The following is a 24,658-nucleotide window of genomic DNA, read 5'->3' on the forward strand; positions in this document are numbered from 1 at the left end:
TTCGGGAGTTATATGAACATTGCGCCCTAGCTAGAAATTTAGGTTTTCCCTCGGAGGGAAATGTCCGCAGGACAAAGGGTGTAGCGCCTGAGTAAATTTTTGATAATAACATCGCCAACACCCAACTCTTATCTTCCCTCACAGGGAAGACGGTAGTTTTGTAGTTGTATGAACATTGCGACTTAGCTAGAAACTTAGGGCTTTCCCTTTGAGGGAAATGTCCGCAGGACAAAGGGTGTAGCGCCTGAGTAAATTTTTGATAATAACATCGCCAACACCCAACTCTTATCTTCCCTCAAAGGGAAGACGGTAGTTTTGTAGTTGTATGATCATTGCGACTTAGCTAGAAACTTAGGGCTTTCCCTTTGAGGGAAATGTCCGCAGGACAAAGGGTGTAGCGCATGAGTAAATACACGAGATTGGTTGTTTACACCTAAAAAAGTGTGACATCAATTTAAAACTATCGATATTTCTATTTCGAAAGCTCTTTTAGTTGATAACGACTTACTTATAACAAAACCTTTAACTAAAAATAACTTCTTTGTGATCATTTTAGGCAAGGAATTTGATAACTTGCAGGTATGAAAAAGTTAGTTGTATTTATTTTTATGCTTTCACTCGGTGTTTCTTTTGGTCAAGAGACTCCTAAAACAACACCTAGAACTATAGAACCAGTACCAGAAACAAAAAGTGGTGGCTCTATGTTGTTTCCTGAAAAGAAGGAATCTAAGACCTATACGAGACCTAAAGAAAATAATGAGATCAAGATGCGTATGGAAACCGATCTTGTAGATCCAGGCATCAAGTACAAAAATCAAAAATTTAAGAAAGATGCTCCGGTAGGTGCTGGTTTTAGAAGTGATACGTTTTTAGGCGAGATAAGAACCGGAGAGAAAATTTTAAGATTGGTATGTAGAGATCACCAATTTGAAGATGGCGATATGGTGCGCATCTGGCAAGATGATAAAATCCTAGTCGATAAAATCTACTTGAGAAATGCCTATCAAGGCGTAGCAATACCGCTTAAAGATGGGTTTAATAAACTAGAAATTGAAGCCTTAAATCAAGGGACTTCAGGACCCAACACCGCAGAGTTTAAAGTGATGGATATGAAAGGTAAAGTAGTGCAACAAAATATCTGGAATCTTGCATCTGGTGTACGAGCTACATTGATTATTTTAAAGAATGATAAGTAAGTAAATCCTTTTTTTGAGTTGTAAACTAAATCAATCTAGTTGATTAGTAACCTCTTTTACGGTTTTATAATTCAAACTTTTTACAGTAAAATCACCTATTCGCACACGAGCCAGTCGCAATACAGGAAAACCAACTGCTGCACACATTTTACGTACTTGTCTAAACTTGCCTTCCTTTAAAGTTACAGAAACCCAAGAAGTAGGACCATGGCGCTCATCTCTAATACGCTGCAAAGTTTCTGGAAGATCAGGTATATCTTCAATGATTCTTGCTTTACACTCTTTAGTTTGATATAAACTACCATTAATGCTGATCTCGATTCCAGAAGTCATTTTTTGAACGGCTTCATCGGAAATGATACCATCTACTTGAGCGTAATACTCTTTTTCTACTTTCCCTTTTTTATTGATATGACTGCTCAGTTGGCCATCGGTAGTGATGAGGAGTAATCCTTCGCTGGTTTCATCTAATCTTCCTACTGCCATGCAGCCATCAGGAAAGTCGTGTAAATCACCTAAGAACTTTTTATTTTTTTGATGCCTATCGTTAGTCATGAACTGACTGAGCATTTTATAAGGTTTGTAGATTAAAAAGTGTCGGTGACTCATGTGGCAAAGGTCTTGAAAACCTTTTAGACGTGCAGCATAATCTAAAATAAATCTCGCATGATATGAGAAGGAATTGCCAGTTCTTGTTCTTTCATATTTGCTGGAATTCGTATTAATTTAATGACCGATAATCCTGACTCGGTAAGAACTTCTCTTAATTCTTTGATTCTAGAATTAGTGAGCTGGATGCTTAAAATAGACTGCTTTCCTTTTTTGATGTGTTTAGGAACTAATGCTAAAAGTTCTCTTCTTTTTTGCTGGTCAAATTGTTCCATTTTTAAATCGAGATAAGTAACGCCTAGTTTGCGTTGTAAAGCAGTCCATATTTTTGAATACGTAGTTGAGCAAACTTTTTCTCCTATAATCGCGTAGTATTGTTGTGCTAGTTTTTTCATAATTCGAGTATTTATTAACTGTTTAGTAAGTCGTTTTTTTTAAAAGCTATTCCTTTTCTAATCAAATATGCATGATAGGCACTTGGAATATCATGCGTCCATTCTGGTAATATGAGAGTGATCAAAATACGATCGATATGAGAGATCAATCCCATGATAATAGCCATTATAAATGGAATTCCAGCATGATTAAAACCTATTAACGAGGTAAAAGCTATCAATAGTGTAATTCCCCATAATTTTGATAAAAAGGCATGCGTACATGTTTCTTTTTTAAACCTGACAATGCTGATGATGTAACAAGCGATTTCCATTGCGAGAATGGCATAAATAACAATGGCGTGATTTGCAATAAGCTCCGGATATAAGATCCAAGTTGCAAAACCTATGGAAAGCCAAAACACCATATCGGTCTGGCTGTCCATTCTTCTTAATTGAGCGCTAGAAATACCTTGTTTTCTTGCAATGATTCCGTCTAGTATGTCTGAGATCAAACCTAGGTACATCAAAATCACAATTCCTATTTTTGCACTATCTCCTATAAAATAAGCAAGGCTCAAAATTATTGGTGCAAGAAGTAAACGAAAAAGTATCAATGCTTTTGGAATATTCATAACTCATCTTTTTGAACTCACTCCAAATCTATGGGCTTCTTCAGGTTTTCGTTTTGCGCAAATCAAGTAATCTATAATTTTTAATTTGTGTAAAATGCAAAATAGAGGCAGGATGATGGATATTATTGCGCTTTCGCGAAAGCGGAATTCTCCACCAACACCGCAAAGTTTCAAGGCATAAAAAAACCGCTTCATTAATAGAGATGAAGCGGTTTTTACCTTTAGGGAAAGAAGTCTATTTCAAAAAGTCGAGCAAGATCTCGTTCAGCTCATCGGTATGAGTAACATACAAACCATGCGGAGCGTCTTTAATAATTTCTAATTTGGAGTCTTTTACCAGTTTGTGACCTTGTTTTGAACTAGGTTCTATAGGTACGATATTATCAGCGTCTCCATGAATAAATAAGGTAGGAACGTCTATTTTCTTGAGCGCGTCTCTCAAATCGGTTCTACCAAAAGCATTGATACAATCCAGCGTTCCTTTAGGACTTGCTGCAGCAGCAATTTGGAAATTGTAGTCCAGCTGTCCTTGGGAGATGCGGTCTTTGTTATCTTCATAATTTACAAAACCTTCTCCAAAACCTTTTAAGAATCCTAATCGGTCATTTTTCACATTTTCTTCCATTCCCTTGAATACATCGTCAGGAGCACCATCTGGATTGTCCTCTGTTTTTAAAAGGAAAGGAGCAATAGAACTTATAAAAATTAACTTGCTGATTCTGCTGGTTCCAAAAGTATCTACGTACTGTGCCACCTCGCCGCCACCCATAGAAAACCCAGCGAGAATAACATCAACTAAATCTAGTTTTTTGATCAGATCGTGCAAGTCCTCTGCCATGTTATCATAATTATAGCCGTTATAAGGTCGTGATGATTTACCAAATCCTCTACGGTCGTATGTAATCACGCGATGTCCAGCTTTTATCAAGGTTTGAACTTGATATTCCCACATGGCGCCACTTAATGGCCATCCATGAATAAGGATGATAGGTTTGCCACTACCGTGATCTTCATAGTATATATTTACGTCTGCGTCTTTTTGTGCTGTTGTTTTTTCCAAGTATGGCATTTTATATTTTTTTATTACTCTAAATGTAGATAATTACCACTTAAGAGTGTGGTAAGGAAATGTGAAATAGTATGGAATTAAGAATTGTAGTTAGATGATAATCGTTTCACCAAACAAATAATCAGATCACTGAAATTAATGTCTTTTTCTCAAGCTGAAAAGCTTAGTAATAACTAGCATTACGATTAGAAACAGTAAAATGGGAATAATAAGAACGCTAGCAGCTTGATAAAAACGATCTATTTCAAAGTTTGAATTGGTATAATATCTTGTAGGCAGATGATTCATTGAAATGAACGTATACGCTTTTATGATGGTATAAACCCAGCATAATTTCAAGAATACGATTATAAAATAAAGAAATTTAAACTTAGAAAACAGTTTTAAACTCAACAATAACAGCACACTTCCTAAAATAATTCCACTAGTTAATAAGATAGTAAGTGCATCATAAGACCCTATAATAAAATAGGTGTCATGCACGTTGAAATCTAGTGTAGAATCTGCCAAGTTTAATGTATAAAAATATATAAAAACAAACAATGCTAAGCTTGACATTAAAAAGATCAAGCTTGAAAAAAACTCTACTTTATGGAACTTAGATAGCAATTTTATAACTCGGTAGAACCTTTTCCTTCTCTTATAAGAACAGGCTCGTCGCCAGTAAGGTCTATGATCGTAGAACCTACGTTACCACCGTAGCCGGCATCAATAACATAATCTACTAAGTGTTCCCACTTTTCAACGATAAGACTTGGATCTGTAGTGTATTCTATAACTTCATCTTCATCTTTAATAGAAGTAGAGATGATCGGATTCCCCAATAATCTTACTAATTCGGTGGCGATTTTATTATCGGGAACACGTATTCCCACCGTTTTCTTTTTCTTAAAAACCGTAGGTAAATTATTATTTCCTGGAAGTATAAAAGTATAAGGTCCAGGCAAGTTGCGTTTGAGAATTTTAAAAGTATTAGAATCTATCTGACTTACATAATCACTTAGGTTGCTTAAATCTTCGCAAATAAAAGAGAAATTAGCTTTTTCTAATTTCACTCCTTTAATACGAGCTACTTTTTCAAGTGCTGTCTTGTTAGTAATATCGCAACCTAAACCATAAACAGTATCTGTAGGATAGATGACAAGAGCACCATTTTTCATTGCTTTGGCGATGCGTGCTAACTCTTTTTGATTGGGGTTATCTTCGTAAATTTTAACAAGCTCTGCCATGATAACTAGTATTGAGGTTGGAATAAAAGTTTAAATGGTAACCATAAAAATAACAATGCAATTATGGCAATGATGACACGTACCCAAAACTTCAAGTTGCTATTGCCAGAATTAGGAATCACCTCATAGCGGTGTTTTCCATTGCGGTCTATTTTGATCGCAACACGGCTCTTAGCATTGTCTGAATCTGATTTTTGATTTTTAACAAACCAAAACCATGCAGCTACAACAACAATAGTTAGCAATACCATTCCTACCATGTTACTGATACTAGATTGTAAAACTTGTTGTGATATGGTTTGTAATTGATTCAAACGAAATTATTTATTTGATAAATTTAATCAATAAAGTTGATTAATCTATACGTTCTACTTCACTTTCTAATTTTAAAACGCTGGCGCCATCATCTTGTTTGATATACAAAGCTTTATTGCCTTCTTCGCCATTTCTAGTGACTTCATTTCCGTCTATGGTTCTGGTCACTGACTTAGTAAATGTAGATTGTACTTTGCCTTGTGCTGTTCCGTTTCCCCAGCTCCATTTTACGTTTGTTCCTTCTTTAATCATGATTTTTTGTTTAAAGATAGTTGCGATACCGCTTTCGCGAAAGCGTGCTAACAACATATTAACCTCACATTAATAGAACTTTAAGAGGTGAGCTTACTTCACTTATAGTTTGCTCATAAGTTTTTTAACCCATTTCAGTTTATTAGAATAAGGCGCGTACTTCACTGGCAAATCGATCCACGTGCCGCGATGAACAACGCTTTTATAATGGGAGAATGTTTCAAAGCTATGTTTACCATGGTAGGAACCTATCCCACTATTACCAACGCCTCCAAACGGTAAACGGTCGTTGATAAACTGCACAATACTGTCGTTAATCACGCCACCACCGAAGGAGAATCGCTGCACAAACCAATCTTCAAATTTAGAATCACCTGTAAAACAATATGCGCCTAATGGTTTTTCATAGCTCTCGATCCAACTTTCTAACTCTTGCTCAGTGGTGTAACTTATTACAGGCAAAATAGGACCAAAGATTTCATTTTCCATCACCTTTGAGTCTCGCGACGGTTCATTGATCAAAGTAGGTGCGATGTAAAGCGATGCCTTATCATGGTTACCACCGGTTAAAATGGACTCTCCAGCTATCATTTCAAGTAATAGGTCAAAGTGTGCATCTCTAATGATTCTAGGATAATCAGGGGATTTTTTAATGTCTTCTCCAAAGAATTCTTGAAGTTGGTTTTTAATCTCAGTGACTAATTGCTCTTTAATAGAATGATGCACTAGCAAATAATCTGGAGCAATACATGTTTGTCCGGCATTGAGAAATTTTGCCCACACAATTCGTTTTGCTGTGACTTTAATCGCTGCAGATTCATGCACCACACATGGATTTTTACCGCCTAATTCTAAAGTTACTGGGGTAAGATGTTTTGCAGCCTCTTGATAGATTTTTTTACCTACACCAGGACTTCCAGTAAAGAAAATATAATCCCATGACAACGCGGTTAATTCTTGCGCCACTTGTGCATCACCTAATTGAACGGATACATGTTCTTGATCAAAAGCTTCTTCAATAATCTCTTTAAGTAAGGAACTCGTTGCGGTGGAGAACTCACTAGGTTTTAATACGACCGTATTGCCTGCTGCAACAGCACCTATTAAAGGAGCCAGTGCTAACTGGAATGGATAATTCCAAGGTGATATAATTAAAACATTTCCATAAGGTTCTGGGTATCTTCTCGCTTTACTAGGGAAATTTAGAATAGAGGAGGAAACTTTAGTGGGTTGCGACCACTTTTTTGTACGGTAAATAAATTTCTTTAACTCTGCTATGATAACGTTGTACTCGGTCAAAAAGGCTTCGAACTCACATTTTCCAAGATCGTTTTCAAGAGCTGCGTAAACGTCTTGTTCTCTTTTTTCAATGATCTTTTTAAGACGTTGCAAACTTTCTACGCGATATTTAATACCAATCGTTGTGCGACTTTTAAAGAAATTGATTTGTGCTTGATGGAGTTCTTTTATTTGCATGAGTTATAACAGGTCGTTAGTAAATAGCGTTGATGAATTTAAATGGTGTTTTTCTAATTTTTGATCTTGTAACCATTGTAGAAAAGTCTTGATGCCGTCAGGATTCATTTTACCCCATTGTTCTTTATCTCCTAGAACAGCACAAGTTAATTCAATAGCTGTTTTTAAATCCATATTTTGATCCTTTTCAGGAACTAGCTTGCGCAGTACGTCAGCAGAACGCTCAGGATGTTCTTGAGCATAATAAAAACCTTCTTTAGTCGCTTTAAGAAAAGACTGTAATGCTTCTGAATTAGATTTTACAAATGTTTGAGAACAGGCAATTACCGGAGAATAAGAATAGGGAATACCGTAGTCTTTAAGTTTAAAGTATTCCAGTTCGATATTATTTTGTTGGGCTTGGACTGCTTCCCAATTGGTAAATATCCATGTGGATTCTACAATTCCTTTTTCCATCGCTTCCCAGATTTTCAACTTATCTGGATAGACACATTCTAAGATTCCTTTACCACCATCGTTTTTAATCATTTGTCTTACTATCGCATCTTCATAACGTGCATCATAAGAAGCATAAGTGGTATGATCTAATTCTTTAGGAGAGCTTATTCCTTTACTTTTTTTACATACTATAGCACTCAGGTCTTCTTGAAATAATGCCGCAATAGCTATAAGATTAAAAGGTTTGTGTTTAGTCTGATAGCTCATTACGCTTTCTAGAGGGCATAATGCCATATCCACTCGACCTAGTTCTACCTTCTTAGCTGGTGTCGTTTTGTAGTTATCGGCATTAGGATCTAGAATTTCAATATTTAAGTTAACATCAGTATAGTAACCTAATTCTTGTGCGATAAAAAATCCGATATGATTTGCATTAGGTGTCCAGTCTAGAGCAATTTTAAGTGAAGTCATTAAGAAACTATTTTTTGAATTACTAAAATAGCGTACTTCTCAGCAGATTCACCAAAAATTATGTTAGAATGATTCTAGTAATTTCTTTTGAGGCACCAACTTAACAAATAAGAACAATTATAAATTTGCAACCAGTTTCCAGATAGCATCTTTCTTATTCACAGGAGCAATGATTTTAACGGGCTCTTTTCTCACCGGATGCACAAAGGCTAAATACCTTGCATGTAAATGAATGCTACCGTCTTTATTACTGCGTTTTGCACCATATTTTAAATCACCTTTTATGACACAGCCTATTTTTGCTAGCTGCGTTCTGATTTGATGATGACGTCCTGTTTCCAGTTGTATTTCAAGTAAGGTATAACGATTTAGTTCTTTTAAAACAGAGTAGGAGAGTGCTGCTTTTTTAGAATTAGGAACTTCGTGATCGTGCGCATAGCTTTTGTTTTGCTTTGGGTTACGGACTAAAAAATGCTCTAATCGTGCTTTTTTCTCAGGTACTTTTCCTTCCACTATTGCCCAATAGGTTTTGTTAGTTTCATGATCAGCAAAAAGCTTGTTCATACGAGGTAAAGCTTTTGAAGTACGCGCAAAAATAACGACGCCGCTAGTAGGTCGGTCTAGCCTGTGCACCACGCCTAAGAATACCGCGCCTGGCTTATCGTATTTTTTGGCAATATAGTCTTTGATCAAATCTGGAAGAATCTCATCACCAGTTTTATCACCTTGCACCAAGTCACCAGACTCTTTATTGATGGCGATAAGGTGATTGTCTTCAAAGAGGATTCTATTGGTAATGTTATGTTTATTCAAAGTTTCGAAAGTCTTGAGAACCGATAATAGTGCTTATTTCTACATAATCGGTCATAATTCTATAGTAAATGACATCAGAACCGCAAACGCATTTGCGATAACCTGATTTAATATCTTCTGCTACTTGAAAAGAATAGGGGTTTCGAGCAATGGAATCAAAATATTCATATAGTTTGTCGTAGTAACTTTCAGCTTGCGGTATTCCAAATCGATAGACACCATAATCATATATTCTAATTATATCATCCTCCGCAATAGTTGTCAGCTTATAACTTAACATTTGCTCTAGTTCTGGCTATTTCTAAGATTTCATCTTTCGTTTTTGTTGAAATCCCACTTTTTTCAGCTTTCTCGAGCTTCATTCTTATGTAATCAATTTCTGCTCTTTGATTTCTGGCTTGCCTTATGAGATCATTAACCACTTCGCTTTTGCTAGCATATTCTTTGCTAGCGACTTGAGACTTTAGCCATTCATCATTTGGTTCGGTAAAGGAGATACTTTGTCTAGACATAACAATCGATTTGGTGTAAATATACACCAATATTCTTACTGCTCAAATAGTCAAAGAGTATTTACAATATATAAAACCAATTCTACCTTGGTAACGTAAATAAACTATGAGAAACCTTACTATAGCACTTCTTTCTGTAATTTTATATTCTAATCACTTACATGCTCAAAAAATAGATAATCTCACTTCTATAAGAAATATAAATAACGATCATTATTTTAGGTTCCACTACGACAACGATTATTTTGCAGCCACTGACGAGAATTATACACAAGGATATAGTTTTGAATTAGTTACTCCGTTTTTTAAAAAGAATCCAGCTAACTTTCTATTCCTGAAGCCAAAAGATTCAGAAACGCAATATGGACTTACAATGGAGCATATAGGCTTTACACCAGACAGATATGATCTACCAGAAATTCAAGTAGGTGATCGGCCGTTTGCAGCAGCGATATATTTAAAGAGTTTCATTATAGAGACTGACACAATTCACAAGAGCCGATTCACTTCTTCATTAAATATAGGAATGATAGGACCAGCAGCCTTTGGTGGTGAAATGCAAATTGGAATACATGAAGCAACAGGAAATAAAACGCCACGTGGTTGGGGCAATCAAATAATAAACGACCTTGTTCTCAACTATGAAGTTGGATATGAAAAACAGCTCTTAACTTATAAGAACTTCTTTTCCTTTCAAACACAAGGAAACCTGAAAGTGGGAACACTCTTTACAAATGCGTCAATAGGTTTCAATGCTACTGCTGGTATCATAAACTCTTCATTTAATTCTAAAAGGAACAAAAAAGGGTTTCAGTTGTATGCTTATGCGCAGCCGGTCATAAACGTTATAGGTTATGACGCAACACTTCAAGGCGGTTTATTTAACAGGAGCAGTCCTTACACTATTGATTCTAAAGACGTAAAGCGATTAACAGCCCAATTTAATTATGGAATCGTTTTAAAAACAAAAACGCTTTATTTTGAATATACTCGATCTATGATCACAAGAGAGTTTGAGACTGGAAGTTACGCTAATTGGGGCGGCATTAGGATTGGGTTTACGATTTAACTCTAAAACTCATCCTTTGAAAACATCTTTCTTAGATTTGCTTTTTTGCTTTTCAAAAATCTTCCATAGAATTAAACTGACACTTATTGTAATTCCTAAACTATTGATAACGATAGGAGCGGTGCCATTCTCAAAAAGCCATAGATTAAGACTACAGATTAACAGCGTGATACAACCCACCATAATCCGTATACTCCAATTGAACTGAGTCTGCCAAAGCACATCGGCGATAGCTTTCATACTATTGAATTCCATAACAAGATCATATTAATAATTTGATGGATTGACAAACTGATTATCCTTAAAAATAATGAACCATACGTTGGTATGAGTAACATATCGATTTTCCCTTTTAGAAAAACCTGGAGCTAAGATTTTCATAGAAGAAATTGCATCTACTGCAAGTTTTTTTAAATCAGTATTGTTACTAATATTTCTTATGATTTCTAATTTACCATTTGGTTTGAATTTAACACCTATGTTCAACGTGTCTGCTTTTAGAATTACTTTGCGTTTATTTGCTTCATTGATTATAGAGCGACTTATAGAATTTTCTAAGCAAGATGAACTTGTGGCATTTTCACAACCTTTCACTAATGGATAAGCAGGCTGATAGGGAAATGTTTGATCAACTTCTTGTATTACTTCACTTCTCTGCTCATTTTTCTTTGTTGAACAAGAAATCAATAGCATGTTTATCAAAGCGTAAAAAAAAATAAACTGTTTACTCATGAAATTGTATATAGGTCTTTCAAAGATAAGTTACTGTTTACCACCAAAACAATCAAAAAATCCCCATTCACAAAATGTAAACAGGGATTTCCATAACTTTTAAATTCAAATTTCATTTAAAACAACCCTTCATTCTTATTATTAAAATAATTGAAGTCGTGATTGTTTTGAATCTTCAATAAGGATTCATAAATCATTTTGATTACGTTTTCTACGTCATCTCTATGAACCATCTCTACCGTGGTATGCATATAGCGTAAAGGAAGTGATATCAGCGCACTTGGTACGCCACCATTGGAATAAGCAAAAGCATCCGTGTCTGTTCCAGTGGAACGAGAAGTAGCTCTTTTTTGATATGGAATCTCGTTAGCATCTGCTGCGTCCATGATTAGGTTGCGCAGGTTGTTTTGTATCGCCGGTGCATAGGCTAGGACAGGACCTTTTCCTATTGCAGCGTCACCATTAGTCTTTTTATCAATCATAGGTGTAGTGGTGTCGTGTGTCACGTCAGTCACTATCGCTACATTAGGCTTTATAGTTTGAGTGATCATCTCTGCACCACGCAAGCCTATTTCTTCTTGAACCGAATTAGTGACATAAAGTCCAAAATCTAAGGTCTTTTTATTCTCCTTCAATAATCTAGCAACTTCTGCAATCATGAATCCGCCCATACGGTTATCTAGAGCTCTACATACAAATTTGTTTTTGTTCAATACAAAGAACTCATCTGGATAAGTAATGACACAACCTACATCTACACCTAGCGCTAAGACTTCATCTTTCGTCTCACATCCACAATCTATAAAAATGTTATCTGGTTTAGGCGGCGCTTCTTTTGATTTATTTCTAGTATGTATGGCTGGCCAGCCAAAAACACCAGTTACAATTCCACCTTTAGTATGAATATTTACTCTTTTTGATGGAGCGATTTGATGATCAGAGCCACCGTTGCGCACTACGTAGATCAAACCGTCATCTGTAATATAATTCACATACCACGAGATTTCATCGGCATGCCCTTCTATAACCACTTTAAACTTTGCGTCTGGATTGATAACACCTACTGCACTTCCATAATTATCTGTAATAAAGTCGTCTACATAAGGTTTTAGGTAATCCATCCACACCTTTTGACCGTTCCATTCATAACCAGTAGGAGATGCGGTATTGAGGTATTCTTCAAGAAAATCAAGTGATTTTTTATTTAAAATGCTAGTTTCAGCCATGTTATAATATTTAGTTTGTGAAGATAATAATATGCTTTTAAAAACGCTTGTATTGTTAGTGGTTTCTTATTTTTGGAACACTTTTGGCACTATAACTTTTATGATCAAAAATGTATGCTTTTTATTAGGTGTTTTTTGTGTTCTCGCTTTCGCGAAAGCGCAACAAAATCCTACATCACAACCTATAAAAAACGACTCTGTAAAAAAGGATACCACCGAGTATTTCTACATTGACGGTGACTCAGTAAGTTCTATAGAACTGGATAAGGTAATGCTATTACAGGACTTAAACTTTGACAGCAGGTACGAGCGCATCAGGTATTTATTATTAAAACGTAAAGTGCTTAAAGTATGGCCGTATGCAAAAATGGCAGCAGAACGACTAACGGTACTCGATCAAAGACTAGCTTCTTTAGAAACTAAAAATCAAAGAAAGAAATATTCTAAAATGGTGGAAGATTACATCGAAGATGAATTTAAAGCCGAATTGAAAAAACTGACCAAAACAGAAGGTCAAATTTTAATCAAGCTCATACACAGACAAACAGGTGATACGGCTTATGCCTTATTAAAACGCTTGAGAAGCGGCTGGAGTGCGTTTTGGTTTGATAAAACCGCCAGTCTATTTGACATGTCATTAAAAGAAGAATACTTACCAGAAACGGTTGTAGATGATTTTTATGTAGAAGATATCTTGCTCAATCATATAATTGATGAGAAACTTGAGGAACAAGAACCAGCCATAGAATTTGATTACTTTAAAGCACGCAGTAACTGGAAAGACTACGAGCGTAATTTACCTCCTACGTATGATAGCATTCAGCTAGCGGCTCGCGCACAGCGTATTAAAGAATACAAAGAGAAGAAAGCGAGAAAAGAACGACGTAAAAGAAAATAGCTGTTTTAAGAGTTATTCATTAGTGTCAAATTACTCAGTTTATTTAAAAAGATTCTAAATAACTTATTAAAAAGCTTTTTTAAATTCCTTTTCAAACTTATTTTTGCTATTTAAAATCATTCTATATAGTAAAATATGAGCAGAAAAACTTCTCAAAAAGCAAGAGAATTACACAGGTATTTAGGTTTTTTCCTTGCAGGGATAATGGCAGTTTATGCAATAAGTGGTATCGTTTTAATTTTTAGAGATACGGACTTACTTAAAAAAGAAATTATCACTGAAAATGTTATAGAAACCAATTTAGCAGGTGATCAAATAGGTAAGAATCTTAAAATCAAAAATTTCAAAATAGATCGTGAAGAAAACGGTATTGTTTATTTTAAGAACGGTAGTTATGAAATAGCTACTGGAAAAGCGACAATTATAAAGAAAAAGCTTCCTTATGTACTGGATAAAATGGCGCATTTACATAAAGCAAAATCTGGTGAGCCATTGTTTTTCTTAAATATCTTTTTTGGTCTGGCGTTGTTATTCTTTGTTCTCTCGGCGTTCTGGATGTTTATGCCAGGCACTCAAATTTTTAGAAAAGGTGTGATTTATGCAGCGGCAGGAATGGCGCTTACCTTAGTTTTACTATTTGTTTAGACATTAAAAATCCTCCAAAAGAACCAAGTTCTAAAGGAGGATTTTAAAATCAACCAACTTTAATTATACTCTTTTCAACTGTATAATACCTACTGAATTAAGTATTCGGATTATTACATAAGTAATATCAATCTCGTACCATTTCACTCCAAAATTAGCTCGATTTGCGTGTTTATGGTGATTGTTATGGTAACCTTCGCCCATCATTAAGAAATCAAAACGAAATAAGTTCTTGCTCGTGTTTTTCATTTGGAAGTTGACATATCCATAAATATGACCAAACCAGTTGATGATAACGCCATGAATAGGCGCCATTAAAAAGGCAACTGGCAATAGCAACCATTGCCACCATGCTGTCACAAAGTAAACGAAGAATAAAACATAAAGCGCAATCCACAACAAACGGGAAAAACGTGAGCTTGCAAAACGGTCAAAAGATTTCCATTGAGGTACATTCTTAGTAAATCTAGGGTCTACTGCTATGCGATCTAGATTGATATCTTGATAAATAGTTTTAGTCTTCCACATCATCGCAAATAAGTTGTCATCGTATTTAGGAGAATGAGGATCTTTCTCTGTATCGGTAAATGCGTGGTGCATGCGGTGCATGATTCCATATCCATAAGCACTCAAATAACTCGAGCCTTGAAAAATCCAGGTAAGAACAAAAGTGATGCGTTCCATAGTCTTAGACATTGTAAAAACTTGGTGCGCCGCATATCTATGTAAAAAGAAGGACTGGAAGAATAATCCTCCATACCATAATATTAAAACGAACAAAATAACCGCCATATACTTTTTTTTACAAAGGTAGCGGCGGCAATAGGTTTAAAAAATGAACCTAAGTCAAGAAATTCGCTTTCTTATTCGGCTCAAAGCTTGTGCTGTAACACCTATGTAAGAACTGATGTATTTTAAAGGCATCACGCGTATGAGTTGTGGACGTTCTTTAAATAGTTTTAGGTAACGCTCTTCAGCTGTGAGTGTTAACAGGTTTTGTTCCCGTTTTGATTTCAATAAAAATAAACGCTCTGCAGTCAGTCTTCCTATTAAATTTCCTATTTGCGTTTTTTGATACACCTCTTGCAAGTCATCATAAGTAATGCTCAACATTGTAGTCTCGGTAAGAGCTTGCAGCTGGTATAAAGAAGGTGTCCTGGTTAAAAAGGAATCGTAAGCACTTATGAATTGGTTCTCAAAGCTAAAACCAAAAGAAATATCATTTTCATCATTTTCCTTAGGAATAAATAAACGCACAATACCAGATTGTATAAAAGAAATATGATTTTCTATCTCTCCCAATTTCAGAAAAATTTCTTTTTTCTTAATGGTTTTCTGGCGCAATTTCGAGGTAAAAAATTCCCAGTCGTCATCAGAGATGTGCGCGATGCTTTCTAGATATTCTCGTATTTGTTCCATGAACTTTAAGGGACTGCAATAATAGCTTCAAAGATAAACCTAATAGTGGTATGGAATTAATGGAAGTTTGCTAATTTAAACTTAAGAATACGTTTAAAATGATAGGTGTTTGCACTGTTCCGCTTTCGCGAAAGCGAGATAATATTCATTATTTTTACATTAAACTACAAAAGAAATGAGTTCTAAAATCATCAACATACAGCAACTGGATTTCCCATGGCAAACGCAAGATCCGTTTTTATTTTGTGCGCATCATAGAGATTTGTATCCAGCAGGAGATGAGCAATTAGGAATTCCAAATCATTTAAAATCTGGCAGAAATATCGGTCAAGATTTTATGATCAAAGATGGTTTTAGAATGTATCATGGCAGTCATGTACCTGGTTTTCCTTACCATCCACACCGAGGTTTTGAGACGATAACTATTAACAAAGAAGGAGTTGTAGATCATTCAGACTCTTTGGGTGGCGCAGGACGTTTTGGAGCTGGAGACGTGCAATGGATGACAGCAGGAAAAGGAATCTTGCATAGTGAGATGTTTCCTATGTTACATGATGATAAGAAAAATACCCTAGAAATTTTTCAGGTTTGGCTCAATTTGCCACGAGTGAGTAAAATGGTGCCGCCACATTTTAAAATGCTGTGGAGTGAAGATGTACCTGTTATTACACATACAAATGATTCAGGAAATACAACTACTGTAGATCTAATCGCTGGGATGTTAGGATCGTACACATCACTAGAACCGACACCTAACTCTTGGGCTGCGCATCCAGAAAACGAAGTGCTGGTTGCAACTATGAAAATGGATACTGGTGCAACATATCTTTTGCCAAAAGCACTAAGTAGCGAGGCAAAAAGAACCTTGTATTTCTATCGTGGTAGTAAGATTGAAATTGATCATACTACCGTAAAAGAAAACCATTCCTTTGAGGTAAAATCAACTGATGATTTAGATCTAAAAAACACTGGTGATGAGCCTGCTTATTTACTTATCCTACAAGGAAAACCTATCAATGAGCCAGTTGCGCAACACGGTCCATTTGTCATGAATACACAGCAAGAAATAAGAGAAGCCTTTGCAGACTATCAGCAAACACAATTCGGTGGCTGGCCGTGGCCAGAGCAAGAGCAAGTTCATGATCGTAACAAAGGAAGGTTTGCATTACACAGCGACGGTAGAGAAGAGGTTAGGAGTTGAATTTGAACTTGAACTTGAACTTGAATAATTGCATAATCAACCTGTGAGGTTTTGCCTGTTCTAATTATTATACTAGGAGTAAAATGCAGGCAAGGCAACCTCAAAGGTTTTAGTAGTCTTCTGGTAGGTATTATCCGCTGGATTTCTAACTCAACTAAAACAAGCCTGTACTGAGTTTATCGAAATGCTCTGTTTTCAAAAATATTTTAAAGAATAAAATGGTCAGTCTGAGCTTGTCGAAGACGTTTTTCTATCTCGATCTAACCAGTATAAGTAACGACTACTTTACAATTAGGACACTCGATTTTCTTACCGGTCTTTAAATCTTTGGGGTGAAACGAGATCGGTGTGCGGCAATCGGGACATGGAATCATCGTAGAACCACCTTTCTTTTCTTTGGCAAACTTTTTAAAAAGATAAATTTTTTCAGGTTCTAGGTCTGTTTCTTCTTCAACACCTAATTTATAATCACAATTAGAGCAACTATAGACTTGACCTTTCAAATATTGATCTATATCTATAGTAATAGGTGTTTTGCACTGGGAACATAAAACGTTAGTAAGCATGAAGTCGATTGTTAGGCTCTTTCAAAAGTAATGATTTAAGTATTGTAAATTTCTCCATTTAAAAACAATTGAACTTCAAACAAGAAGAACCTAAAAGCACACCAAGTTAGATGGATTTACGCATTTATTAAAATGTTATAGATTTTAAAATTATGGGTAATTGTTAATCCTTAGGTCTAATTTTGTTCATTATTTTAATTTAAAATGGAGTTTTAGATCAACATTCTAAAAAGAACTCTTATAAATACCACTTTCAAATCATGAAAAAAGTATCCTTATTATTCGTTATTTTAATCCTGTTTGCAGCGTGTAAAGAAGCTACAACAGATAAGGTTTTAAAAGAAGAAACGTCAGAAAAAACCGAAATAAACGAAAATGCAACAAATAACGCGTTTACTCAAAGTATGGAAGAAGCTCATCAAAAAGAAGCATTTCTTAAAAATGATGCGGTACAATATGATTTTCAGGTAAGCTTTGGAGGTAATGTCTTATTAGATGCAAAAATCACCCAAAAAACAGACGGTTCTATGGTGCGTATTGATAATCAAGACGGAACTGTAATTCTAGCAGATCAAGATGAGGTTTTTTCTTCTCCTGAAATTGCGGATAACTCCATGACTCGATTTCACGCATATACATGGTCTTATTTCTTTGCCTTACCTTATAAATTAAACGACCCAGGAACACAATGGAGTGATGAAAAAAATCTCACATTCGGAGAACAACAATATCCTACTTCAAAGTTAACTTTTGAAAATGGAGTAGGAGATACGTCAGATGATTGGTATGTCGTTTATAAAAACCCTAGTTCTAATGTTCTAGAAGGAGTTGCTTATATCGTAAGTTACGGTAAAGGCGTTGAGAAAGCAGAGGAAGAACCTCATTTTGCCAAATACAACGATTACGATATGATGGAAGGTATTCCAGTTTCTACAAATTGGACTTTCCATAACTGGAACAAAGAAGAAGGTTTTACAGATCAAATAGGGAAAGCAAGCATAAAAAATGTAAATTTTCTAGACGATGCATCAATCATGTTTGAACAAAATGAAGAAATGGTAGCGGTTCCTATGCCAACTGAATAGTTACTTTGCTCAAGGATTTAAAATAAACGTTGCTGGCCGTTATGAAGATCGATACCTTCTAACTCCAGCAACTTTTTCTTTGCAGGAAGTCCGCCAGCATAGCCAGTTAAAGAACCATCAGCTCCTATAACTCTATGACAGGGAACAATAATAGAAATCGCATTAGCACCATTTGCGCTCGCAACCGCTCTTATGGCTTTTTCATTTTTTAGCTTTCGCGAAAGCGAGATATAACTACAAGTCGCTCCATAAGGAATGCTTTGTAACTCGTTCCAGACGCTTTTTTGAAAATCGGTTCCTGATAGTAATAAGGGTAGATCAAAATTTCTCAGGTCACCTTTGAAGTACGCATCTAATTGCTGACTGGTTTGATCCAGTAACTCGTGATTTCCTGATTTAAAATTAGCATCTAAATGTTTGATGATTCTAGCATCGATGGCATCTCGCATTTTGCGGTATTTCCAGTCGGCTAGGCATAGTTTATTTTCATAAACGCCTAAAATCAATTCTCCTACGGGACTTTTATAACTAGAAGTTATGATGTTACTCATAACGCAATGCCTCGATAGGATCTAGTTTTGCGGCTTTTACGGCAGGAATAACTCCAGAGAAGAAAGCAATGATGATAGAAGTTATGGTAGCAGCGATAATGGCCGTCCAAGGTATCTCAAATGGAATTTCAAACCCAGAAGAAACGGCAAAACCTATGAGCATACCCAGCAAGATTCCTAAAATACTACCGTACTGACTTATGAGAAATGTCTCAATAAAAAACTGCCAGGAAATGGTACTGCGTTTAGCACCTAATGCTTTTCTCACGCCTATTTCTCTCGTACGTTCTGTTACCGACACCAGCATGATATTCATTAAGGCGATGGAAGATCCAAAAATGGTAACTATACTTATGATCACTGCGGCAACACTCAATGCAGAGCTAACAGAATTTAAATCTTCCATCAGTTGATCACTTTGGATCACACCAAAATTATCTTCTTCCACAGGTTGTAATCCTCTAATGTTGCGCATCAATATGGTGGCATCACTTTTGGCACTTTCCATTAAATTTTGCTCAAAGACTTTAACGCTCAAATCATAATTGATGTTAGGCGATGTATAAATACCACGCGCTGCGTCTATGGGAATAAGTACTCTCAAGTCCACACTATTCCCAAAAGTGGAGCCTTTCTCTTCTAAAATACCAATAACGGTAAATTTATTCCCTCGAATGCTCAAGGTTTTCCCCATCGGATTGAACCCTTGAAAAAGGGCGTCTTCCATATCGCTACCTATAATGCAAACTTTAGAATTGTTCTCGATGTCTAGAGAAGAAAACATTCTTCCTTCATCAAGTTGTATTCCTGCATTCTCAGCATAATGTTCGTTAACACCAGCAACGATTACTTTTGGTTTTGTTTTACGGTCTTCGCTTTTTACTTCGGCCATGCTGGTGGCTTGAAAAGAAACGCCTACTTGAGTAAGAGGCGTGTCGTATTTGTCTTCAAATTCTCTTACCTGTCGGTAGTTGATGATAGGATTGATCTTAGTTCTTTTTCCACCACCTTGACGCTGGAAACTACGCGCATAGCGTTGCACGTAAAAAGTATTAGTTCCTATTCCAGAAAAACCATTGTTCAAAGTAGAAGAAAGCGCATTTACAGCACTCAGAATTCCTACTAGCGCTGTAATTCCTATGGCGATAATGATAATGGTAAGAATAGTGCGCAGCAGCTGTCCTTTGATGCTTTGTTGCGCGATACTGAAATTTTGACGTAATAACCCTAACATGAAAAGTAAGACTTGAAAAAAGAGATAAAGTTACAAGTTATAGCGGTAAATTTTCCTTTTATTAAAATTTCATTAGGAAGAGACGTCCTTGAACTGTTTATATTTGCAAGCTCAATACAAATTATGGCACAGAAACCGTCTATTCCTAAAGGTACAAGAGATTTTAGCCCGCTAGAAGTACAGCGCAGGCAATACATCATGAACATTATCAAGCGTCATTTTGAACTGTATGGATTCATGCCTATTGAAACGCCTAGTTTTGAGAACTCTGATACCTTGATGGGAAAGTATGGTGAAGAAGGCGACCGATTGATTTTTAAGATTCTTAATAGTGGAGAATACCTTAAAAAAGCAGATGCTAATTTGTTAGAAACAGGAAAAGAAAATCAGCTTACTTCTCAAATTTCAGAAAAGGCATTGCGCTACGATCTTACCGTTCCTTTTGCGAGATACGTAGTCCAAAACCAAAACGATATTACCTTTCCGTTCAAGCGTTTTCAAATGCAAAACGTATGGCGAGCAGATCGCCCGCAGAAAGGTCGTTTCAGAGAATTTACACAATGCGATGCCGATGTGGTAGGAAGCGATTCCCTACTTCAAGAAGTAGAATTGATCCAATTATACGACGCTGTTTTTACTGATTTAAAACTTACTGGTTGCACGATTAAAATCAACAACCGTAAGGTACTTGCTGGTATTGCTGAGGTTATGGACGCCGAAGATAAATTGATCGACTTTACCGTAGCTCTGGATAAACTCGATAAAATAGGAAAAGATAAAGTACAGGAAGAAATGCGTTCTAAAGGCATTGATCAAGAAGCAATAGACGTACTCGATCCTGTTTTTAGCCTTTCTGGTTCTTATGCAGATAAGATCGCTAGTATGAAAGACCTGCTTAAGGAGTCGCAAATAGGGCTTCAAGGAATTGAGGAGTTAGAATTTATCAATTCCTTTATAGATGACACTGCATTAAAAAGTGCGGTTCTTGACCTAGATATTACGCTGGCTCGCGGTTTAAACTATTATACCGGTTGTATTTTTGAGGTTGCTGCTCCAGATGGAGTAGAAATGGGAAGCATAGGCGGCGGCGGCCGTTATGATGATTTGACCGGTATTTTTGGGCTGAAGAATGTGAGCGGTGTAGGAATCAGTTTTGGACTGGACCGTATTTATTTAGTGATCGAACAGTTGGGTCTATTTCCAGATTCCGTTAGAGCAGGAGTAGAGGTGTTGTTCATCAATTTCGGTGTGACAGAAGCGCGTTATTGTGCTGGATTGTTGTCTCGCTTTCGCGAAAGCGGAATCAAAACAGAGCTCTATCCCGATAGCGCAAAGATGAAAAAACAAATGTCTTATGCAGACCGTAATGAGATTCCTTATGTAATTCTTGCTGGTGAAGATGAGATTGCGAGCGGTAAACTCAACCTTAAGAATATGCGCACGGGCGAGCAATCGCTGTTAACCGTGCAAGAGGTGATCGAGCGATTGAGATAACGAGATAAGGATCATTTTGTGTAATTTGTCGTTTTAAAAGATGCACTAGTTGGTATCAAAAACGATTTACCATGAAATTTACTCCAGGCTTTTTACTATTTGTAGCATTATTGCTGTCTATATCTTCTGTCTCGCCCGCAATGGCGCAAAAAGATGTTTTTATCAAAGAATATCTAGAACGACTGGAAACCTCAAGAAATTACCTAGTTCTCGTGGCGCGTTCTATGCCTGAGGAGCATTACAGTTTTAAAGCTACACCAGCATCCATGAGCTTTGAAGAACACCTCATGCATATCACGTGGGCGATGGACTGGCACAGCCAGTCGTTAATGGATGGACGCAAAGCAAGAGACTGGAATACCGACATGGAATTGCAAGTAGATCAAAAGTCCAAAGAAGAAATGATTGCTAAAATCAATGAGACTTTTGATACAACTATTGCTTTTATTTCTGATTTTGAAGTCAAAAGGCTTGAGGAACGTTTGGATTATTTTGGCGCAAATAGAACCAAAAGGCAAATTTTACTCTTACTATCAGATCATATCACACACCACAGAGCTCAAATGCTTGTTTACCTGCGATTAAAAGGTATGAAACCACCTAGATATGTATTGTATCAATAAGCAAATAATAAACGCAACAAAAACGTGCGTTTATCCCGGTAATTTACATGGGATAAAGAGTATATTTGAGTGGATATAACAAGTTGTGGCACATTTAAAGAAACATTGAAACAATACAAGAACATATTAGAAAATATTAATAGATACGTTTCTCTAAACGAAGATGATGAGAAACAATTTATCTCTATTATAAGGACGACAAAAATAAAACGAAGACAATTCATTGTCCAGCCAAATTTTATCTGTTCTCACCAAACTTATATACTAAACGGAGCTTTTAGAAGCTATTTTGTAAATGATGAAGGAATTGAACACACAATTCAATTTGGGATTGAGGATTGGTTTATAAGTGACTTTAACAGCTACGTAAATCAAAGTCCTGCTTCTTTATTTGTAGAAGCTTTAGAGGACTCAACAGTTCAGCAAATCTCTTATGAAGATGTTGAAAATCTTTGTGATAGAAATCCAAAATTTGAACGTTTTTTTAGACTTGTAGCTCAAAAGTCATTTGCTTTTTCTCAACGAAGAGTTTTATCAAATTTAGGTAAGTCAGCCGAAGAACGATATTTAGAATTCCTTAATCTGTATCCTGCTATTGTCCAAAGAGTACCTCAATATGCTTTAGCTTCCTATCTTGGAATGTCAGCAGAGTTTTTAAGTAAAATTAGAAAGCGTATTACTACAAAATCTTGAACTACTTCAAGAATATTTCCTAAACCAGTTCATTTTTAAAGTTGGCGCATTGCCACACCTTTGTAAAGTCAATTTTGGCTTTATATTAAACAAAGAAAAATGAATACAGAAACAAATTCTTACCAAGAAAATTTAAAAGAACTACGTACAAATTTAGGAACAATGCTTCCTAAAGACGCATTAAATGTTTTCGACCAAGATGCAGAAAACCTACAATCCAACCATAATTCCATTTTAAAACTACAAGTTGGAGACAAAGCACCAGATTTTTCACTTTCTAATGCAACGGACAAAACAACCAAACTTTCAGAATTACTTAAAAAAGGCAAAGTTGTACTTACTTTTTACAGAGGTTCTTGGTGTCCTTATTGCAATCTTCAATTAGCTCACTATCAAAAATCATTGACTGAAATTCACGATTTAGGCGCAGAATTAGTTGCTATTTCACCCCAAACACCTGATGAATCTTTAAACGTAAAAGAAAAGAACGAACTTGATTTTGAGGTTTTAAGCGATAATGGAAATATTGTTGCAAGAAAATATACAACTGTTTTTAAAAATGCAGATGCACCAGTAAATACAATGACCGAACTCGGTTTCAACTTTGATGCACATTATTCTGACGACTCAAGGGAATTGCCAATTCCAGCGGTATTTGTTATCGAAAATGACGCAACTGTTTCTTTTGCAAAATCTTTGGGTGGCGATTATAGAAATTGAGTAGAAGTTTCAGAAATCATTAACGCTTTAAAAAAATAAAAACAATGAAAAATAAAATATGGTTAATCACAGGAATATCGAGCGGATTGGGTAAAGCACTTGCTGAATCTGTAATTGAACAAGGAGATTTTGTAATCGGCACATTCCGAAAGCAATCGCAAGTTGATGAATTTAATAAAAACAGTACTAAAAACGCACAGGCAATTTTATTGGATATAACCAATGAAAAGAGCATTGAGGACAATATCAAAAACATTATTTTTGAACACGGAAAAATTGATGTTTTAGTCAACAATGCAGGGATGGGATTTGTTGGAGCAGTTGAAGAAACATCATTAAAGGAGGTAAGAACTGTCTTTGAACCTAACTTTTTTGGAACTCTAAAAATGACACAGTCTGTTTTACCATATATGCGTAAAGAAAAGAGCGGAAACATTGTTCAGATTTCTTCACACGGAGGAATTAAGGCTTTTGCAGGTTTTGGTATTTACAACGCCAGCAAATTTGCTTTAGAAGGCTTTAGTGAGGCAATGGCACAAGAAGTTGCACTTTTGGGTATAAAGGTTTCTATAGTTGAGCCAGGACCATTCAGAACAAATTTCGCAGGAAATGGACTTGGACAAGCGGAAAATGTAATTGACGACTATTCCAATACAGCAGGAGCATTTAGAACTAAATTAAAAAGTGTTGACGGAAAACAAGAAGGCGACCCAGTAAAAGCATCCAAAGCAATTATAGACTTGGTGAATTCCGAAAATCCAACGCTTCGTTTACCTCTTGGAAAAGTTGCATTAATGACAATCGGAATGAAATTAGACAGCATAAAATCGGACTTGGAAATAAACCGAAAAACCTCTGAAAACGCTGTGTACGGATAAAAACGTGCCAAAACAAAGTACTGTGGTAAAAAACAAGTAAAATCCGCTTTATTTTATAACTAGAGTACTTCTGTAAGAATCATCGTAAATGAGTCCAGATTTTAATAACATCGAGGTTGGAGCATTTTATGAAGTTTCAATATTTTTAAATGGGATATTTTCTACTAAAAAAGATGCATAGTTAAAATTTAAAAATTTGGCTTGTGCTAAATCTGAAAATAATTTTCTAGTTTGC

32 protein-coding genes are annotated in these 24,658 nt (G+C 35.9%); 11 read left to right on the plus strand and 21 right to left on the minus strand.

All coding sequences use genetic code 11. The features are described 5' to 3' along the window. The first annotated feature begins 581 nt into the window (after positions 1–581). Positions 582–1,196 carry a hypothetical protein gene (locus DDD_RS17350; RefSeq protein ID WP_015363529.1) on the plus strand — a complete coding sequence of 205 codons (615 nt, stop codon included), beginning with the start codon at positions 582–584 and terminating at the stop codon, positions 1,194–1,196. 30 nt (positions 1,197–1,226) lie between these two features. On the opposite strand, the gene DDD_RS13770 is transcribed toward DDD_RS17350, so the two are convergent. From DDD_RS13770 to DDD_RS13830, 13 genes are all read right to left on the minus strand, one after another. Then, positions 1,227–1,805 (minus strand): pseudouridine synthase, encoded by a 579-nt coding sequence (locus DDD_RS13770; RefSeq protein WP_041567180.1) that lies wholly within the window; start codon positions 1,803–1,805, stop codon positions 1,227–1,229. Positions 1,806–1,846: 41 nt separating this feature from the next. Then, complete coding sequence (locus tag DDD_RS13775; RefSeq protein WP_015363531.1) at positions 1,847–2,200, minus strand: hypothetical protein; 354 nt, start codon at positions 2,198–2,200, stop codon at positions 1,847–1,849. 14 nt (positions 2,201–2,214) lie between these two features. Beyond that, a complete protein-coding gene (locus tag DDD_RS13780; RefSeq protein ID WP_015363532.1) occupies positions 2,215–2,814 on the minus strand; it encodes a CDP-alcohol phosphatidyltransferase family protein in 600 nt (199 codons plus the stop codon). A gap of 235 nt (positions 2,815–3,049) precedes the next feature. Then, a complete protein-coding gene (locus tag DDD_RS13785; RefSeq protein ID WP_015363534.1) occupies positions 3,050–3,883 on the minus strand; it encodes an alpha/beta fold hydrolase in 834 nt (277 codons plus the stop codon). A 135-nt stretch (positions 3,884–4,018) separates the two neighbouring features. After that, complete coding sequence (locus DDD_RS13790) at positions 4,019–4,393, minus strand: hypothetical protein (RefSeq protein ID WP_146250821.1); 375 nt, start codon at positions 4,391–4,393, stop codon at positions 4,019–4,021. Positions 4,394–4,494: 101 nt separating this feature from the next. Then, positions 4,495–5,112 (minus strand): L-threonylcarbamoyladenylate synthase, encoded by a 618-nt coding sequence (locus tag DDD_RS13795; RefSeq protein ID WP_015363536.1) that lies wholly within the window; start codon positions 5,110–5,112, stop codon positions 4,495–4,497. A 5-nt stretch (positions 5,113–5,117) separates the two neighbouring features. Further along, complete coding sequence (locus DDD_RS13800) at positions 5,118–5,426, minus strand: hypothetical protein (protein WP_015363537.1); 309 nt, start codon at positions 5,424–5,426, stop codon at positions 5,118–5,120. Between the two features lie 40 nt (positions 5,427–5,466). Next, on the minus strand, positions 5,467–5,679 hold the full coding sequence (locus DDD_RS13805; protein ID WP_041567469.1) for a hypervirulence associated TUDOR domain-containing protein: 213 nt from the start codon (positions 5,677–5,679) through the stop codon (positions 5,467–5,469). Positions 5,680–5,781: 102 nt separating this feature from the next. Continuing rightward, entirely contained in the window at positions 5,782–7,155 is a 1,374-nt protein-coding gene (locus DDD_RS13810) for an aldehyde dehydrogenase (protein ID WP_015363539.1), read from the minus strand. A 3-nt stretch (positions 7,156–7,158) separates the two neighbouring features. Beyond that, positions 7,159–8,064 carry an ABC transporter substrate-binding protein gene (locus DDD_RS13815; protein ID WP_015363540.1) on the minus strand — a complete coding sequence of 302 codons (906 nt, stop codon included), beginning with the start codon at positions 8,062–8,064 and terminating at the stop codon, positions 7,159–7,161. Positions 8,065–8,181: 117 nt separating this feature from the next. After that, entirely contained in the window at positions 8,182–8,877 is a 696-nt protein-coding gene (locus DDD_RS13820) for an RluA family pseudouridine synthase (RefSeq protein ID WP_015363541.1), read from the minus strand. Then, the gene (locus tag DDD_RS13825; RefSeq protein ID WP_041567181.1) at positions 8,870–9,157 is read right to left on the minus strand and encodes a type II toxin-antitoxin system RelE/ParE family toxin; all 288 of its coding nucleotides are present in this window, start codon (positions 9,155–9,157) and stop codon (positions 8,870–8,872) included. The genes DDD_RS13820 and DDD_RS13825 overlap by 8 nt, the downstream gene beginning before the upstream one ends. Beyond that, on the minus strand, positions 9,144–9,389 hold the full coding sequence (locus tag DDD_RS13830; RefSeq protein WP_015363542.1) for a ribbon-helix-helix domain-containing protein: 246 nt from the start codon (positions 9,387–9,389) through the stop codon (positions 9,144–9,146). Before DDD_RS13830 ends, DDD_RS13825 begins: the two co-directional genes overlap by 14 nt. A 106-nt stretch (positions 9,390–9,495) precedes the next feature. Between DDD_RS13830 and DDD_RS13835 the strand changes: the two genes are divergently transcribed. Then, entirely contained in the window at positions 9,496–10,458 is a 963-nt protein-coding gene (locus tag DDD_RS13835; protein WP_015363543.1) for a lipid A deacylase LpxR family protein, read from the plus strand. A gap of 9 nt (positions 10,459–10,467) precedes the next feature. Here the strand turns inward: DDD_RS13835 and DDD_RS13840 are convergent, their stop codons facing one another. The 3 genes from DDD_RS13840 to DDD_RS13850 all read right to left on the minus strand — a co-directional run bounded on the left by DDD_RS13840 (position 10,468) and on the right by DDD_RS13850 (position 12,416). Beyond that, positions 10,468–10,713 (minus strand): hypothetical protein, encoded by a 246-nt coding sequence (locus DDD_RS13840; protein WP_015363544.1) that lies wholly within the window; start codon positions 10,711–10,713, stop codon positions 10,468–10,470. 12 nt (positions 10,714–10,725) lie between these two features. Beyond that, positions 10,726–11,190: a hypothetical protein gene (locus tag DDD_RS13845; protein ID WP_041567182.1), complete on the minus strand. Its 465-nt coding sequence runs from the start codon at positions 11,188–11,190 to the stop codon at positions 10,726–10,728. Between the two features lie 116 nt (positions 11,191–11,306). Continuing rightward, a complete protein-coding gene (locus DDD_RS13850) occupies positions 11,307–12,416 on the minus strand; it encodes a M42 family metallopeptidase (protein WP_015363548.1) in 1,110 nt (369 codons plus the stop codon). 31 nt (positions 12,417–12,447) lie between these two features. Between DDD_RS13850 and DDD_RS13855 the strand changes: the two genes are divergently transcribed. Together DDD_RS13855 and DDD_RS13860 are read left to right on the plus strand one after the other, a co-directional pair. Beyond that, positions 12,448–13,314: a DUF4294 domain-containing protein gene (locus DDD_RS13855; RefSeq protein WP_236613379.1), complete on the plus strand. Its 867-nt coding sequence runs from the start codon at positions 12,448–12,450 to the stop codon at positions 13,312–13,314. Between the two features lie 135 nt (positions 13,315–13,449). Next, positions 13,450–13,959, plus strand: coding sequence for a membrane protein (locus DDD_RS13860; RefSeq protein ID WP_015363550.1), 510 nt, complete (start codon positions 13,450–13,452; stop codon positions 13,957–13,959). A gap of 63 nt (positions 13,960–14,022) precedes the next feature. Here DDD_RS13860 and DDD_RS13865 read toward each other — a convergent pair whose 3' ends face one another. After that, positions 14,023–14,751: an acyl-CoA desaturase gene (locus DDD_RS13865; RefSeq protein ID WP_041567183.1), complete on the minus strand. Its 729-nt coding sequence runs from the start codon at positions 14,749–14,751 to the stop codon at positions 14,023–14,025. A gap of 54 nt (positions 14,752–14,805) precedes the next feature. Further along, positions 14,806–15,378, minus strand: coding sequence for a Crp/Fnr family transcriptional regulator (locus tag DDD_RS13870; protein WP_015363552.1), 573 nt, complete (start codon positions 15,376–15,378; stop codon positions 14,806–14,808). 175 nt (positions 15,379–15,553) lie between these two features. Between DDD_RS13870 and DDD_RS13875 the strand changes: the two genes are divergently transcribed. Continuing rightward, entirely contained in the window at positions 15,554–16,579 is a 1,026-nt protein-coding gene (locus DDD_RS13875; protein WP_015363553.1) for a pirin family protein, read from the plus strand. A gap of 260 nt (positions 16,580–16,839) precedes the next feature. Here DDD_RS13875 and DDD_RS13880 read toward each other — a convergent pair whose 3' ends face one another. After that, positions 16,840–17,145, minus strand: coding sequence for a hypothetical protein (locus DDD_RS13880; protein WP_015363554.1), 306 nt, complete (start codon positions 17,143–17,145; stop codon positions 16,840–16,842). Positions 17,146–17,405: 260 nt separating this feature from the next. Here DDD_RS13880 and DDD_RS13885 point away from each other — a divergent pair, with 260 nt between their 5' ends. Beyond that, complete coding sequence (locus DDD_RS13885) at positions 17,406–18,230, plus strand: DUF6503 family protein (protein WP_015363555.1); 825 nt, start codon at positions 17,406–17,408, stop codon at positions 18,228–18,230. A 17-nt stretch (positions 18,231–18,247) separates the two neighbouring features. Here the strand turns inward: DDD_RS13885 and DDD_RS13890 are convergent, their stop codons facing one another. After that, positions 18,248–18,781, minus strand: a complete 534-nt coding sequence (locus tag DDD_RS13890; protein ID WP_015363556.1) for a methylated-DNA--[protein]-cysteine S-methyltransferase — start codon at positions 18,779–18,781, stop codon at positions 18,248–18,250. Beyond that, complete coding sequence (locus DDD_RS13895) at positions 18,774–20,015, minus strand: ABC transporter permease (protein ID WP_015363557.1); 1,242 nt, start codon at positions 20,013–20,015, stop codon at positions 18,774–18,776. Before DDD_RS13895 ends, DDD_RS13890 begins: the two co-directional genes overlap by 8 nt. 123 nt (positions 20,016–20,138) lie before the next feature. On the opposite strand from DDD_RS13895, the gene hisS reads away from it, so the two are divergent. The 5 genes from hisS to DDD_RS13920 all read left to right on the plus strand — a co-directional run bounded on the left by hisS (position 20,139) and on the right by DDD_RS13920 (position 24,423). Continuing rightward, positions 20,139–21,509, plus strand: coding sequence for a histidine--tRNA ligase (hisS, locus tag DDD_RS13900; RefSeq protein ID WP_015363558.1), 1,371 nt, complete (start codon positions 20,139–20,141; stop codon positions 21,507–21,509). 71 nt (positions 21,510–21,580) lie between these two features. Then, entirely contained in the window at positions 21,581–22,132 is a 552-nt protein-coding gene (locus DDD_RS13905; protein ID WP_015363559.1) for a DinB family protein, read from the plus strand. 69 nt (positions 22,133–22,201) lie between these two features. Further along, positions 22,202–22,825, plus strand: a complete 624-nt coding sequence (locus DDD_RS13910) for a Crp/Fnr family transcriptional regulator (protein WP_111474783.1) — start codon at positions 22,202–22,204, stop codon at positions 22,823–22,825. A 99-nt stretch (positions 22,826–22,924) separates the two neighbouring features. Continuing rightward, positions 22,925–23,545: a peroxiredoxin-like family protein gene (locus DDD_RS13915; RefSeq protein ID WP_015363561.1), complete on the plus strand. Its 621-nt coding sequence runs from the start codon at positions 22,925–22,927 to the stop codon at positions 23,543–23,545. A gap of 44 nt (positions 23,546–23,589) precedes the next feature. Further along, the gene (locus DDD_RS13920; protein WP_015363562.1) at positions 23,590–24,423 is read left to right on the plus strand and encodes an oxidoreductase; all 834 of its coding nucleotides are present in this window, start codon (positions 23,590–23,592) and stop codon (positions 24,421–24,423) included. Positions 24,424–24,658: the final 235 nt, after the last annotated feature.

This window comes from Nonlabens dokdonensis DSW-6 (assembly GCF_000332115.1).
In the GTDB taxonomy this organism is placed as follows: Bacteria; Bacteroidota; Bacteroidia; order Flavobacteriales; family Flavobacteriaceae; genus Nonlabens; species Nonlabens dokdonensis.

Excerpts from the sequence above, each read along its gene's own strand:
- DDD_RS13860 (WP_015363550.1), top strand. The coding sequence starts at position 13,450 with ATGAGCAGAAAAACTTCTCAAAAAGCAAGAGAATTACACAGGTATTTA.
- DDD_RS13880 (WP_015363554.1), bottom strand. The coding sequence starts at position 17,145 with ATGCTTACTAACGTTTTATGTTCCCAGTGCAAAACACCTATTACTATA.
- DDD_RS13805 (WP_041567469.1), bottom strand. The coding sequence starts at position 5,679 with ATGATTAAAGAAGGAACAAACGTAAAATGGAGCTGGGGAAACGGAACA.
- DDD_RS13815 (WP_015363540.1), bottom strand. The coding sequence starts at position 8,064 with ATGACTTCACTTAAAATTGCTCTAGACTGGACACCTAATGCAAATCAT.
- hisS (WP_015363558.1), top strand. The coding sequence starts at position 20,139 with ATGGCACAGAAACCGTCTATTCCTAAAGGTACAAGAGATTTTAGCCCG.
- DDD_RS13865 (WP_041567183.1), bottom strand. The coding sequence starts at position 14,751 with ATGGCGGTTATTTTGTTCGTTTTAATATTATGGTATGGAGGATTATTC.
- DDD_RS13870 (WP_015363552.1), bottom strand. The coding sequence starts at position 15,378 with ATGGAACAAATACGAGAATATCTAGAAAGCATCGCGCACATCTCTGAT.
- DDD_RS13855 (WP_236613379.1), top strand. The coding sequence starts at position 12,448 with ATGCTTTTAAAAACGCTTGTATTGTTAGTGGTTTCTTATTTTTGGAAC.
- DDD_RS13775 (WP_015363531.1), bottom strand. The coding sequence starts at position 2,200 with ATGAAAAAACTAGCACAACAATACTACGCGATTATAGGAGAAAAAGTT.
- DDD_RS13770 (WP_041567180.1), bottom strand. The coding sequence starts at position 1,805 with ATGAGTCACCGACACTTTTTAATCTACAAACCTTATAAAATGCTCAGT.
- DDD_RS13890 (WP_015363556.1), bottom strand. The coding sequence starts at position 18,781 with ATGAGTAACATCATAACTTCTAGTTATAAAAGTCCCGTAGGAGAATTG.
- DDD_RS17350 (WP_015363529.1), top strand. The coding sequence starts at position 582 with ATGAAAAAGTTAGTTGTATTTATTTTTATGCTTTCACTCGGTGTTTCT.
- DDD_RS13885 (WP_015363555.1), top strand. The coding sequence starts at position 17,406 with ATGAAAAAAGTATCCTTATTATTCGTTATTTTAATCCTGTTTGCAGCG.
- DDD_RS13895 (WP_015363557.1), bottom strand. The coding sequence starts at position 20,015 with ATGTTAGGGTTATTACGTCAAAATTTCAGTATCGCGCAACAAAGCATC.
- DDD_RS13780 (WP_015363532.1), bottom strand. The coding sequence starts at position 2,814 with ATGAATATTCCAAAAGCATTGATACTTTTTCGTTTACTTCTTGCACCA.
- DDD_RS13810 (WP_015363539.1), bottom strand. The coding sequence starts at position 7,155 with ATGCAAATAAAAGAACTCCATCAAGCACAAATCAATTTCTTTAAAAGT.
- DDD_RS13875 (WP_015363553.1), top strand. The coding sequence starts at position 15,554 with ATGAGTTCTAAAATCATCAACATACAGCAACTGGATTTCCCATGGCAA.
- DDD_RS13905 (WP_015363559.1), top strand. The coding sequence starts at position 21,581 with ATGAAATTTACTCCAGGCTTTTTACTATTTGTAGCATTATTGCTGTCT.
- DDD_RS13835 (WP_015363543.1), top strand. The coding sequence starts at position 9,496 with ATGAGAAACCTTACTATAGCACTTCTTTCTGTAATTTTATATTCTAAT.
- DDD_RS13845 (WP_041567182.1), bottom strand. The coding sequence starts at position 11,190 with ATGAGTAAACAGTTTATTTTTTTTTACGCTTTGATAAACATGCTATTG.
- DDD_RS13920 (WP_015363562.1), top strand. The coding sequence starts at position 23,590 with ATGAAAAATAAAATATGGTTAATCACAGGAATATCGAGCGGATTGGGT.
- DDD_RS13785 (WP_015363534.1), bottom strand. The coding sequence starts at position 3,883 with ATGCCATACTTGGAAAAAACAACAGCACAAAAAGACGCAGACGTAAAT.
- DDD_RS13825 (WP_041567181.1), bottom strand. The coding sequence starts at position 9,157 with ATGTTAAGTTATAAGCTGACAACTATTGCGGAGGATGATATAATTAGA.
- DDD_RS13915 (WP_015363561.1), top strand. The coding sequence starts at position 22,925 with ATGAATACAGAAACAAATTCTTACCAAGAAAATTTAAAAGAACTACGT.
- DDD_RS13840 (WP_015363544.1), bottom strand. The coding sequence starts at position 10,713 with ATGGAATTCAATAGTATGAAAGCTATCGCCGATGTGCTTTGGCAGACT.
- DDD_RS13830 (WP_015363542.1), bottom strand. The coding sequence starts at position 9,389 with ATGTCTAGACAAAGTATCTCCTTTACCGAACCAAATGATGAATGGCTA.
- DDD_RS13795 (WP_015363536.1), bottom strand. The coding sequence starts at position 5,112 with ATGGCAGAGCTTGTTAAAATTTACGAAGATAACCCCAATCAAAAAGAG.
- DDD_RS13850 (WP_015363548.1), bottom strand. The coding sequence starts at position 12,416 with ATGGCTGAAACTAGCATTTTAAATAAAAAATCACTTGATTTTCTTGAA.